General features: G+C 60.1%; 9 protein-coding genes. 5 read left to right on the forward strand and 4 right to left on the reverse strand.

From position 1 onward, the window contains the following. Positions 1–119: 119 nt before the first annotated feature. Both iolB and K5R89_RS17145 read right to left on the reverse strand, forming a co-directional pair. Positions 120–929, reverse strand: coding sequence for a 5-deoxy-glucuronate isomerase (gene iolB / locus K5R89_RS17140; RefSeq protein WP_023291777.1), 810 nt, complete (start codon positions 927–929; stop codon positions 120–122). Positions 930–947: 18 nt separating this feature from the next. After that, positions 948–2,453 carry a CoA-acylating methylmalonate-semialdehyde dehydrogenase gene (locus K5R89_RS17145; RefSeq protein WP_217259432.1) on the reverse strand — a complete coding sequence of 502 codons (1,506 nt, stop codon included), beginning with the start codon at positions 2,451–2,453 and terminating at the stop codon, positions 948–950. A 351-nt stretch (positions 2,454–2,804) separates the two neighbouring features. On the opposite strand from K5R89_RS17145, the gene K5R89_RS17150 reads away from it, so the two are divergent. Both K5R89_RS17150 and K5R89_RS17155 read left to right on the forward strand, forming a co-directional pair. Next, positions 2,805–3,626 (forward strand): TIM barrel protein, encoded by an 822-nt coding sequence (locus tag K5R89_RS17150; RefSeq protein WP_044525212.1) that lies wholly within the window; start codon positions 2,805–2,807, stop codon positions 3,624–3,626. Positions 3,627–3,723: 97 nt separating this feature from the next. Beyond that, positions 3,724–5,226, forward strand: a complete 1,503-nt coding sequence (locus K5R89_RS17155) for a helicase HerA-like C-terminal domain-containing protein (RefSeq protein WP_044525211.1) — start codon at positions 3,724–3,726, stop codon at positions 5,224–5,226. A 50-nt stretch (positions 5,227–5,276) separates the two neighbouring features. Here K5R89_RS17155 and lptG read toward each other — a convergent pair whose 3' ends face one another. Together lptG and lptF are read right to left on the reverse strand one after the other, a co-directional pair. Next, entirely contained in the window at positions 5,277–6,359 is a 1,083-nt protein-coding gene (gene lptG / locus K5R89_RS17160; protein ID WP_002886956.1) for an LPS export ABC transporter permease LptG, read from the reverse strand. Then, positions 6,359–7,456 (reverse strand): LPS export ABC transporter permease LptF, encoded by a 1,098-nt coding sequence (gene lptF / locus K5R89_RS17165; protein ID WP_023291773.1) that lies wholly within the window; start codon positions 7,454–7,456, stop codon positions 6,359–6,361. Before lptF ends, lptG begins: the two co-directional genes overlap by 1 nt. Before the next feature lie 389 nt (positions 7,457–7,845). Between lptF and pepA the strand changes: the two genes are divergently transcribed. The 3 genes from pepA to K5R89_RS17180 all read left to right on the forward strand — a co-directional run bounded on the left by pepA (position 7,846) and on the right by K5R89_RS17180 (position 12,777). Continuing rightward, positions 7,846–9,357, forward strand: coding sequence for a leucyl aminopeptidase (gene pepA, locus K5R89_RS17170; RefSeq protein WP_004206531.1), 1,512 nt, complete (start codon positions 7,846–7,848; stop codon positions 9,355–9,357). Between the two features lie 121 nt (positions 9,358–9,478). Continuing rightward, positions 9,479–9,922: a DNA polymerase III subunit chi gene (gene holC, locus K5R89_RS17175; protein WP_004206530.1), complete on the forward strand. Its 444-nt coding sequence runs from the start codon at positions 9,479–9,481 to the stop codon at positions 9,920–9,922. Then, positions 9,922–12,777: a valine--tRNA ligase gene (locus K5R89_RS17180; protein WP_101976688.1), complete on the forward strand. Its 2,856-nt coding sequence runs from the start codon at positions 9,922–9,924 to the stop codon at positions 12,775–12,777. The genes holC and K5R89_RS17180 overlap by 1 nt, the downstream gene beginning before the upstream one ends. Positions 12,778–12,810: the final 33 nt, after the last annotated feature.

The following is a 12,810-nucleotide window of genomic DNA, read 5'->3' on the forward strand; positions in this document are numbered from 1 at the left end:
CGGTCTGGGGGGAAAGCCGAAGGTAGGCTAGGGAAAGCCTCACCCCCCCCCCGCAAAAAAGAAGGGAGGGCTGGTTGCACCCCCCACCTCTCCTTTTTTATCGGCGTCTGCGCGTCACGTTAGTCGTGGCGCGGATATTCCGGGGTGTTGATCCAGGCGTGGTCCTCTTCCCAGGTGAACAGCCATTTCCGATCCGGTCCGGCCATGACGTTCAGATAGTAGCTGTCGTAACCGGCAATTGCCGCCACCGGATGGTAACCGCGCGGCACCATCACCACATCGTGGTTATAGGGCGCCATGCAGGCGTCCAGGCTGCGGTCGTCGGTGTAGACCCGCTGGAAGGCAAAGCCCTGCGGCGGATCGAAGCGGTGATAGTAGGTCTCTTCCAGCTGCGTCTCTTTGCCCGGCTGGGCGGTATCGTGCTTATGCGACGGCCACGAGCTGGTGGCCCCTTCGTCGGTGTAGACCTCGACTACCAGCAGGCAATCCGCCTCGGCGCTGTCCGGCAGAATATTATGCACCCGGCGCTGGTTGCGCCCTTTCCCGCGGTGCTCCACGCCGACGTCTTCCGGCCGAATCAGGCGTGCCGGGAAGCTGCCTTTGCCCGGCGCGCTGCACACCGCCAGCTCCAGATCGGAATCGGCGGTCACCTCGACCCGATCCTGCGGCGGCACGTATACCGACCACGGCGGGGTACGTTCAAACGGCGACATCCGTTTACCGAGATTCGGGAAATCGGCCTGCTGCGTTTTCACCGACGCCAGGCCAGCGACCAGCACCAGGCACAGCTCGCGATCGCCGCTCTCCAGCGTCACAGTCTGCCCTTTTTTCAACATCCAGACATCGAAGCCGATATAGCGCCAACCGGCGCTTTGCGGCGTAATGTGCTGGATCTGTCCCTCTTTTCGCGATTTAGCCAGTAACGACATGGCGCTCTCCTTCGCCGATTAACCTAACGTCGGCATGCTGAATTCAGATACGGTCTGCTGCCCTGCCGGCCAGCGTACGGTGGTGGTCTTCATACGCGTGTAGAAGCGCACGCCGTCCGGCCCGTGGACGTTCAGCGCGCCAAACACTGAGCGCTTCCAGCCGCCGAAGCTGTGGAACGCCATCGGCACCGGGACCGGCACGTTCACCCCGACCATCCCCGCCTGCACGTCGTGGACGAATTCACGCGCGGTGTGGCCGTTGCTGGTGAAGACGGCGCTGCCGTTGCCAAACTCGTGGCTGTTAACCAGTTCGAGGGCGCTGTCATAGTCCGCCGCGCGCACAATCCCCAGCACCGGGCCAAAGATCTCTTCGCGCCAGATGGTCATCTCCGGGGTGACGTGATCGAACAGGGTGCCGCCGACATAATAGCCCGCGTCGTAACCCGGCACGCGCAGTTTGCGGCCATCGACCACCAGTTTTGCCCCTTCGCTTTCGCCTTTATCAATATAGCCGAGCACTTTTTTCTGGTGAGTATCAGACACCACCGGCCCCATCTCGTTCTCTTCCTGGCCGCGCATGCAGCCCGGGCCCACTTTCAGCGCTTCCACCAGCGGCTTCAGGCGAGCGATCAGTTTGTCGGCGGTTTCATCTCCCACCGCCACCACCACCGGCAGCGCCATGCAGCGCTCGCCTGCGGAACCGAAGGCGCCGCCCATAATGGCGTTAACGGTGGCGTCGAGATCGGCATCCGGCATCACTATCGCGTGGTTTTTGGCGGCGCCGAAGGCCTGCACGCGCTTGCCGTGGGCGCTGGCGGTCTTATAGATATACTCCGCCACGCCGGAGGAGCCGACGAAGCTCACCGCCGCAATGCGCGGGTCAGTGTACAGCTGCTCGGCATCTTCATTGCTGCAGTGCACGACGTTAAACACGCCGTCCGGCAGACCGGCCTCTTTCAGCAGCTCTGCCAGACGCACGGCGGCCGTCGGCGCCAGCGCCGGCGGCTTGAGGACGAAGCTGTTGCCGCAGGCCAGCGCCAGCGGGAACATCCACATCGGCACCATCGCCGGGAAGTTGAACGGGGTGATCCCGGCCACCACGCCCAGCGGCTGCATCAACGAGTAGCTGTCGACGCCGGTGCCGACGTCAGAGGAGTATTCGCCTTTAATCAGGTGCGGGATCCCGCAGGCGAATTCGACCACTTCCATGCCACGGGTCAGCTCGCCCAGCGCATCCGACCACACTTTGCCGTGCTCGCTGACGATGATCCCCGCCAGCTCTTCCACGTGCTGTTCCAGCAACATTTTAAAGTTGAACAGCACGCGGGCGCGGCGCAGCGGCGTGGTGCGAGACCAGCTGTCAAACGCATCGCGAGCAACCTGAATCGCCTCAGAGACTTCCTGCGCGGTCGATACCGTGACTTCGCGCACCGCTTTGCCCGTCGCCGGATCGTACACCGGCATCGTTTCGTTGCTGCTGCTGATAACGGTTTTCCCGCCAATAAAGTTTCCTGTGATCGTCATGTTCTCGCCTCATAGTGAAGAGGGCCAGCGCACGCCGGCCCGTCGCTGATTCTGCTGTGCTATAACCGTAGTAAAATGAAATTTATATTTCAACATTGTTGTGAAATGAAATTTCATTTTGGTGATAACAGTCGCATTTTGCGCTCACGCATCGCTTACGCGCTTCCCCCATCGAGCCGCGCCGCCTCGCGATACCTGGCTTCCGGTCCCGGTCGCTCCCGCCGCGGCAGCCGGGAATATTTTGCGAGGCAGCTCAAACAATCATCATTTTCATTCTTGCTTATTTTGGAATAAACGTTTTGACTGTTAGCCAATTGAACGAACCCAACCCTCTTCCGTCAGGAGTGTCCTATGGCCATCGCAATGCAACGTTTTTGTATTAACCGCAAAATCGCGCCAGCGCTCAGCATTGAAGCGTTTTTCCGTCTGGTGAACCGTCTGGGCCTGAATAAAGTCGAGCTGCGCAACGATTTACCCAGCGGGAAAGTGACCGACGATCTGAGCCATCAGCAGGTGCGCGAGCTGGCGGCGCGTTACCACATCGAGATCCTGACGATTAACGCGGTCTATCCCTTTAACCGCCGTAGCGAAGAGGTGCGGCAGCTGACCGAGTCGCTGCTGAAAGAGGCCCAGGCCATCGGCGCCAAATCGCTGGTGCTCTGCCCGCTCAACGACGGCAGCGAGGTGCCGGCCAGCGATACCCTGAGCGCCCTGCGCGACCTGGCGCCGCTGTTCGCCTTCTACGGCATCCACGGTCTGGTGGAGCCGCTGGGCTTCCCGCAAAGCTCGCTGCGATCGGCGCACCAGGCGCAGACGCTGATCCATGACGCCCGCGTGCCGTTTAAGCTGCTGATCGACACCTTCCATCACCATCTCTACCCGCAGGCGGCGGACGAGTTCAGCCAGGTGGAGGTGGCGGACATCGGTCTGGTGCACCTCTCCGGGGTGGACGATACCCGTCCGCGCGAGCAGCTCACCGATGCCGAGCGCATCATGCTGACGCCGCAGGATCGCCTCGGCACCTGCGAGCAGGTTAAAGCGCTGGAAGCCCGCGGGTATCAGGGGGTATACGCTTTTGAACCCTTCGCTCCCGAGCTGGCGCAGTGGAGCGAAGCGGATATCGAGCGCGAAATTGAGCAGAGCATTGCGCTTATCCAACGCCACTGCGCCTGAGGCCTCTCGCGACAGCGTGCGCGGCGCGTGACGATTTCCCCAACGCCGGACGACGAGGTTGCCTATAATCGTCGCAGGATAAATGGAGGAATCGATCATGAGCTCACCCCTGTTGATTGCGCGCACGCTGGATAACGCGCTCTATTTGCTGCCCGCGATGGCCAACCGCCATGGGCTGATCACCGGTGCGACCGGCACCGGTAAAACCGTCACCCTGCAAAAGCTGGCTGAGTCGTTCTCGGAAATTGGCGTGCCGGTATTTATGGCGGACGTCAAGGGCGACCTGACCGGCATTGCCGCCGCGGGGCAGAGCTCAGAGAAACTGCAGGCGCGGCTGGAGAAGATCGGCGCCAGCGACTGGGAGCCGCACGCCAACCCGGTGGTGCTCTGGGATATCTTTGGCGAGAAGGGCCACCCGGTTCGGGCGACGGTCTCCGATCTTGGCCCCCTGCTGCTGGCGCGCCTGCTCAATCTCAATGAGGTGCAGAGCGGCGTGCTGAACATTATTTTCCGCATCGCGGACGACCGCGGTCTGCTGCTGCTTGACTTCAAAGACCTCCGCGCCATCACCCAGTTTATCGGCGACAACGCCAAATCTTTCCAGAACCAGTATGGCAATATCAGCAGCGCCTCGGTCGGCGCCATCCAGCGCGGACTGTTGACCCTGGAGCAACAGGGCGCCGGGCACTTCTTCGGCGAGCCGATGCTGGATATTGCCGACTGGATGCGCGTCGATGCCAGCGGCAAAGGGATAATCAATATCCTCAGCGCCGAAAAGCTCTACCAGATGCCGAAGCTCTACGCCGCCAGCCTGCTGTGGATGCTCTCCGAGCTGTACGAGCGTCTGCCGGAGGCGGGCGATCTCGACAAGCCCAAACTGGTATTCTTCTTCGATGAGGCGCATCTGCTGTTCAACGACGCGCCGCAGGTGCTGCTGGATAAAATCGAACAGGTGATCCGTCTTATTCGCTCCAAGGGCGTCGGCGTCTATTTTGTCTCGCAGAACCCGGCGGATATACCCGACGCCGTGCTCGGCCAGCTGGGCAACCGCGTACAGCACGCGCTGCGCGCCTTTACGCCGAAGGATCAGAAAGCGGTGAAAACCGCCGCCCAGACCATGCGCGCCAACCCAGCCTTCAGTACCGAGCAGGCGATCCAGGAGCTGGGCACCGGCGAGGCGCTGATCTCCTTCCTCGATGAGAAAGGCAGCCCCTCGGTGGTCGAGCGGGCGATGGTTATCGCCCCCTGCTCGCGAATGGGGCCGGTCAGCGATGATGAGCGCAATGGCCTGCTGAATCACTCGCCGCTGTACGGCAAGTATGAAGAAGAGGTGGACCGCGAGTCGGCCTTCGAAATGCTGCAGCAAGGGGTGCAGGTCACTACCGAGCAGCAGTCGGCTCCGCCGGCGAAGGGTCAGCAGAGCGGGGATGACGATGGGCTGCTCGGCGGCCTGAAAGAAATCCTGTTCGGCAGCACCGGCCCGCGCGGCGGCAAACGCGACGGTATCGTGCAGACCGCGGCGAAAAGCGCGGTTCGCCAGGTCACCAATCAGATCGTCCGCGGCATGCTGGGCAGTCTGCTGGGCGGCCGCAAGCGCTAAAAAAAAGCCCCCTCATCGTTGAGGGGGCTTACGTTCCGTAGCCGGGTCCGCTAGGCCTTGCGCATCATCAGCCAGAGGCTTATCAGGAAGAAGCTGGCGCTTGGCAACAGGGCGCCGATGATCGGCGGTATGCCGTACACCAGGGTCAGCGGGCCGAAAATCTGATCCAGCACGTAGAAGATAAAGCCGAAGCTAATCCCGGTCACCACCCTGACGCCCATCGGCACGCTACGCAGCGGGCCAAAGATAAACGACAGCGCCATCAGCATCATCACCGCCACCGACAGCGGCTGGAAGATTTTGCTCCACATATTGAGCTGGTAGCGTCCCGGATCCTGGCCGCTGGACTTCAGGTATTTCACATAGTTGTGCAGCCCGCTGATCGACAGCGCGTCCGGATCCAGGGCTACCACGCCGAGCTTGTCCGGCGTCAGGTTGGTTTTCCAGGTGCCGCTCACCATCTGCGACCCGGTCACCTGCTTCGGATCGGTCAGATCGGATTCATCCACCTGCGACAGGCGCCACACTTTATTCTCGCTATCGAATTTTGCCGAGGCGGCATAGCGCACCGACTGTAAACGACGCTCCGGGTTGAAGGCATAAATGCTGACGCCCCCCAGCTCATCGTTACCTTTTACCCGTTCGATATAGACAAAGTTATGGCCATCTTTCGCCCACAGCCCCTGCTGGGTGGAAAGCAGCGAACCGCCGTACATCTGCTGAGCGCGGTAGTTGCGCGCCATCTGTTCGCCCTGCGGCGCCACCCACTCGCCGATCGCCATGGTCAACAGCACCAGCGGGATCGCGGTTTTCATCACCGCCAGCGCCACCTGCAGCCGGGTGAAACCGGACGCCTGCATCACCACCAGCTCGCTGCGCTGGGCCAGCATCCCCAGCCCCAGCAGCGCGCCAAGCAGCGCGGCCATCGGGAAGAAGATCTGGATGTCTTTCGGCACGCTGAGGATGGTGTAGAGGCCAGCGCCCAGCGCATCGTAACTACCCTGCCCGGACTTTTTCAGCTGATCGACAAACTTGATAATGCCGGAGAGCGACACCAGCATGAACAGGGTCATCATGATGGTGTTGAAAATCGTCTTACCGATATAACGGTCAAGTACGCCAAACGCCTGCATCAGGCCGCTCCTTTATTAAAACGGGCGCGGAAGCGGCGCATCGGCACCGTGTCCCACAGGTTTAACAGCACCGCCAGCGCAAAATAGAGCAGGTTAATCGCCCACATCCAGATAGCCGGGTCCATTTTGCCTTTGCCGCCGTTCGACTTAATCGAGGTCTGCAGCAGGAAGAACACCAGGTAGAGCAGCATCGCCGGCAGCATCGACAGCACGCGGCCCTGGCGCGGGTTGACCACGCTGAGCGGCACCACCATCAGCGCCATAATGAAGACGGTCGCCACCAGCGTGAAGCGCCAGTGCAGTTCGGCGCGCGCACGATCGGTGTGGGTCTGCCACAGGGTGCGCATATCCATCTGTTCGGTGTCGTCCGGATCGGCGGCCACCGCCTGGTGGCCGATAATGGCCTGATAGTTATTGAAGTCGGTGATGCGGAAGTCGCGCAGCATCGCGGTGCCTTCAAAGCGGGTGCCCTTATTGAGGGTCACCACCTGCGAACCGTCTTTCTGCTGCGACAGCTCGCCGGAATCCGCCACCACCACGGAGGGGCGCGCGTTGCCTTTCGGGCGCAGCTGGGCAAGGAAGACGTCATGGAAGCGGTTGCCGTTCACGCTCTCGATAAACATGACCGCGTTACCATCGCTGGCCTGCTGGAACTGGCCCTGGGCCAGCGCGGCCATGCCGGGGTTGGCCTTGGCTTCCGCCAGCACTTCATCCTGATGGCGCGACGACCACGGCCCCGCCCACATCACGTTGACCGCCGCCACCGCGCCGGTGAACAGCGCGAGGATCATCGCCGCCTTGATCAATACGGCTTTACTCAGGCCGCAGGCGTGCATCACCGTAATTTCGCTTTCGGTGTACAGCTTGCCGAGGGTCATCAGCAGGCCAAGGAACAGACTTAACGGCAGGATAAGCTGCGCCATCTCCGGGATGCCGAGCCCCAGCAGCGAGAGCACCAGATTGGTTGGGATATCGCCATCCACCGCAGCGCCGAGGATCCTGACTAATTTCTGGCAAAAGAAAATCAGTAACAGGATGAATAGGATCGCCAACTGGCTTTTCAGCGTCTCACGAACCAGATATCTTATGATTATCACTATAAATACGCCCGTAAAAACCCGTTTTAGTGCAGGAAAATTGCTTGTTTCATGGCTTAAACGTCATTTATTCTCTTTGGTCGTCGAAAACGTCGCTAAGATTAAATGACTCATCGGTTCTGCATGTCAGGATCTTTTCTGACGAACCCAGGCCTTATTAACGTTAAGATTAACACGAAGTCACCGCAACAGCGGACATGAGTTACGAAAGCTTGCAATTATATACTCAATGGATTTCGAGTTGTAAGAAGGCAGCAGGGCTGTGGCCCCTGGCGCGCACAATGTGCCACGTCAGGGTAAGCAGGCGCAGCCGGCGCATCTGCAACTTGAAAGGCGACGAGTATAGCCGTAGCCACCACTGTTGTCTTTAAGATTCAGGAGCATAGTGCATGGAGTTCAGTGTAAAAAGCGGTAGCCCGGAGAAGCAGCGGAGCGCCTGTATCGTGGTCGGCGTTTTTGAACCACGTCGCCTCTCCCCCATCGCCGAACAACTCGATAAAATCAGCGACGGCTACATCAGTGCCCTGCTGCGTCGCGGCGAGCTGGAAGGCAAACCTGGCCAGACGTTATTGCTGCACCATGTGCCGAACATTCTGTCTGAGCGCATTCTGCTGATTGGCTGCGGCAAAGAGCGCGAACTGGATGAGCGTCAGTACAAGCAGGTCATCCAGAAAACCATCAATACCCTGAATGATACCGGTTCAATGGAGGCAGTCTGCTTCCTGACCGAGCTGCACGTCAAGGGTCGTAACAACTACTGGAAAGTTCGCCAGGCGGTGGAAACCGCCAAAGAGACGCTGTACAGCTTCGACCAGCTGAAGACCAACAAAAGCGAGCCGCGTCGCCCGCTGCGTAAAATGGTCTTTAACGTGCCGACCCGTCGCGAGCTGACCAGCGGCGAACGCGCCATTCAGCACGGGCTGGCGATCGCCGCCGGCATCAAAGCGGCGAAAGATCTCGGCAACATGCCGCCGAACATCTGTAACGCCGCCTATCTGGCCTCCCAGGCGCGCCAGCTGGCCGATACCTATAGCAAAAACGTTATCACCCGGGTGATCGGCGAACAGCAGATGCGCGAGCTGGGAATGAACGCCTACCTCGCCGTCGGCAACGGTTCGCAGAACGAGTCGCTGATGTCGGTCATCGAGTATAAAGGCAACCCGTCGGAAGACGCGCGCCCTATCGTGCTGGTCGGTAAAGGCCTGACCTTCGATTCCGGCGGTATCTCCATCAAGCCGGCCGAAGGCATGGACGAGATGAAGTACGACATGTGCGGCGCCGCGGCGGTGTACGGCGTGATGCGGATGGTTGCTGAGCTGCAGCTGCCGCTGAACGTGATCGGCGTGCTGGCGGGCTGTGAAAACATGCCTGGCGGTCGCGCTTATCGCCCGGGCGATGTTCTGACCACCATGTCCGGCCAGACGGTGGAAGTGCTCAACACCGACGCCGAAGGCCGTCTGGTGCTGTGCGACGTGCTGACCTACGTTGAGCGCTTCGAGCCGGAAGCGGTTATCGATGTCGCGACGCTGACCGGCGCCTGCGTGATTGCCCTCGGCCATCACATCACCGGCCTGATGTCGAACCATAACCCGCTGGCCCATGAGCTGATCGGCGCCTCTGAACTGGCGGGCGACCGCGCATGGCGTCTGCCGCTGGCCGACGAGTTCCAGGATCAGCTGGAATCCAACTTTGCCGATATGGCGAATATTGGCGGCCGTCCTGGCGGCGCGATCACCGCCGGCTGCTTCCTGTCGCGCTTCACCCGCAAGTACAACTGGGCGCACCTCGACATCGCCGGCACCGCCTGGCGTTCCGGTAAGGCCAAAGGCGCCACCGGTCGTCCGGTCGCGCTGCTGTCGCAGTTCCTGCTCAATCGCGCGGGTTTTAACGGCGAAGAGTGATTGCCGTCTGATGCCCGGTGGCGCTACGCTTACCGGGCCTACGGAAAGATGCCGTTTGTAAGCCGGGTAAGCGTAGCGCCGCCCGGCTTTACATTTAAATCCACAACAAGAAGCCCCATATATGAAAAACGCAACGTTCTATCTTCTGGACAACGAAGACACCGTCGATGGCCTGAGCGCCGTCGAGCAGCTGGTGTGTGACATTGCCGCAGAACGTTGGCGCAACGGCAAGCGCGTCCTGATCGCCTGTGAAGATGAGCAGCAGGCGATTCGTCTCGATGAGGCGCTGTGGTCGCGACCACCGGAGAGCTTTGTGCCGCACAATCTGGCGGGCGAAGGCCCGCGAGGCGGCGCGCCGGTAGAGATTGCCTGGCCGCAAAAGCGCAACAGCAGCCCGCGGGATATTCTGATCAGCCTGCGGCTTAACTTTGCAGATTTTGCCACCGCTTTCACAGAAGTGATAGACTTTGTCCCTTACGAAGAAAATCTGAAACAACTGGCGCGCGAACGCTATAAGGCGTACCGCATGGCTGGTTTCAACCTGAACACGGCAACCTGGAAATAATGGAAAAGACATACAACCCACAAGATATCGAACAGCCGCTTTACGAGCACTGGGAAAAGCAGGGCTATTTCAAACCGAATGGTGATGAAAGCCAGGAGAGCTTCTGCATCATGATCCCGCCGCCGAACGTCACCGGCAGTTTGCATATGGGTCATGCCTTCCAGCAAACCATCATGGATACCATGATTCGCTACCAGCGCATGCAGGGCAAAAACACCCTGTGGCAGGCGGGGACCGACCACGCGGGTATCGCTACCCAGATGGTGGTTGAGCGTAAGATTGCCGCTGAAGAAGGGAAAACCCGTCACGACTACGGCCGCGATGCCTTTATCGACAAAATCTGGCAGTGGAAAGCGGAATCCGGCGGCACCATTACCCGTCAGATGCGCCGTCTCGGCAACTCCGTTGACTGGGAGCGCGAGCGCTTCACCATGGACGAAGGCCTTTCCAATGCCGTGAAAGAAGTCTTCGTTCGCCTGTACAAGGAAGACCTGATCTACCGCGGCAAACGCCTGGTTAACTGGGACCCGAAACTGCGCACCGCCATTTCCGACCTCGAAGTGGAAAACCGCGAATCGAAAGGCTCCATGTGGCATATCCGCTACCCGCTGGCCGATGGCGCGAAAACCGCTGACGGTAAAGACTACCTGGTGGTCGCCACCACCCGTCCGGAAACCCTGCTGGGCGATACCGGCGTGGCCGTTAACCCGGAAGATCCGCGCTACAAAGATCTGATTGGCAAATTCGTGGTGCTGCCGCTGGTTAACCGCCGCATCCCGATCGTGGGCGACGAACACGCCGACATGGAGAAAGGCACCGGCTGCGTGAAGATCACCCCGGCGCACGACTTTAACGACTACGAAGTGGGTCGTCGTCACCAGCTGCCGATGATCAACATCCTGACCTTTGACGGCGACATCCGCGAAAGCGCGGAAGTGTACGATACCAAAGGCAATGAATCCGACGTCTACTCCAGCGATATCCCGGCGGAGTTCCAGAAACTGGAACGCTTCGCGGCGCGTAAAGCCGTCGTTGCGGCGGTTGACGCCCTCGGCCTGCTGGAAGAGATCAAACCGCACGACCTGACCGTCCCTTACGGCGACCGCGGCGGCGTGGTTATCGAACCGATGCTGACCGACCAGTGGTACGTGCGCGCGGACGTGCTGGCCAAGCCGGCGGTGGAAGCCGTTGAAAACGGCGACATTCAGTTCGTGCCGAAGCAGTACGAAAACATGTACTTCTCCTGGATGCGCGACATTCAGGACTGGTGTATCTCCCGTCAGCTGTGGTGGGGTCACCGCATCCCGGCATGGTATGACAACGACGGCAACGTTTACGTGGGCCGCACCGAAGACGAAGTACGCCAGGAAAATAACCTCGGCGCCGACGTGGCGCTGCGCCAGGACGAAGACGTGCTGGATACCTGGTTCTCCTCCGCGCTGTGGACCTTCTCCACTCTCGGCTGGCCGGAAAACACCGACGCCCTGCGTCAGTTCCACCCGACCAGCGTGATGGTCTCCGGCTTCGACATCATCTTCTTCTGGATCGCCCGCATGATCATGATGACCATGCACTTCATCAAAGATGAAAACGGTAAACCGCAGGTGCCGTTTAAGACCGTCTACATGACCGGTCTGATCCGCGATGACGAAGGCCAGAAGATGTCCAAATCCAAGGGTAACGTTATCGACCCGCTGGATATGGTTGACGGCATCACCCTGCCGGAGCTGCTGGAGAAACGTACCGGCAACATGATGCAGCCGCAGCTGGCGGAGAAAATCCGTAAGCGCACCGAGAAACAGTTCCCGAACGGCATCGAGCCGCACGGCACCGACGCCCTGCGCTTCACCCTGGCGGCGCTGGCCTCTACCGGCCGCGACATCAACTGGGATATGAAGCGTCTGGAAGGTTACCGTAACTTCTGTAACAAACTGTGGAACGCCAGCCGCTTCGTGCTGATGAACACCGAAGATCAGGATTGCGGCTTCAACGGCGGTGAAAGGGTGCTCTCTCTGGCCGACCGCTGGATCCTCGCGGAATTCAACCACACCGTCAAAGCGTATCGCGAAGCGCTGGATAACTTCCGCTTCGATATCGCCGCCGGCATCCTGTACGAGTTCACCTGGAACCAGTTCTGCGACTGGTACCTGGAACTGACCAAGCCGGTGATGAACGGCGGCAGCGAAGCGGAACTGCGCGGCACTCGCCATACGCTGGTGACCGTGCTGGAAGGTCTGCTGCGCCTGGCGCATCCGATCATTCCGTTCATCACCGAGACCATCTGGCAGCGCGTGAAGGTCATCTGCGGGATCACCGCCGACACCATCATGCTGCAGCCGTTCCCGCAGTATGATGCCTCTCAGGTGGATGACGCGGCGCTGGCCGACACCGAATGGCTGAAGCAGGCGATCGTCGCCGTACGTAACATCCGTGCGGAAATGAACATCGCCCCGGGCAAACCGCTGGAACTGCTGCTGCGCGGCTGCAGCAAAGAGGCCGAGCGTCGCGTGAACGACAACCGCAGCTTCCTGCTGAATCTGGCGCGTCTGGAAAGCATTACCGTGCTGCCTGCCGATGATAAAGGTCCGGTCTCCGTGACCAAGATCGTCGACGGCGCCGAGCTGCTGATCCCGATGGCGGGCCTCATCAACAAAGAAGATGAGCTGGCGCGTCTGGCGAAAGAAGTGGCCAAAATCGAAGGCGAAATTGGCCGCATCGAAAGCAAGCTGGCTAACGAAGGCTTTGTCGCCCGCGCGCCGGAAGCGGTGATCGCCAAAGAGCGCGAGAAGCTTGAAGGCTACGCGGAAGCGAAAGCGAAGCTGATTGAGCAGCAGGCGGTGATCGCCGCGCTGTAATTGCTCGCGATAGAAAAAAGGCCGGAGCTTGCT

It is taken from the genome of Klebsiella sp. TF21-TM (assembly GCF_019753495.1).
GTDB lineage: Bacteria > Pseudomonadota > Gammaproteobacteria > Enterobacterales > Enterobacteriaceae > Klebsiella > Klebsiella quasipneumoniae.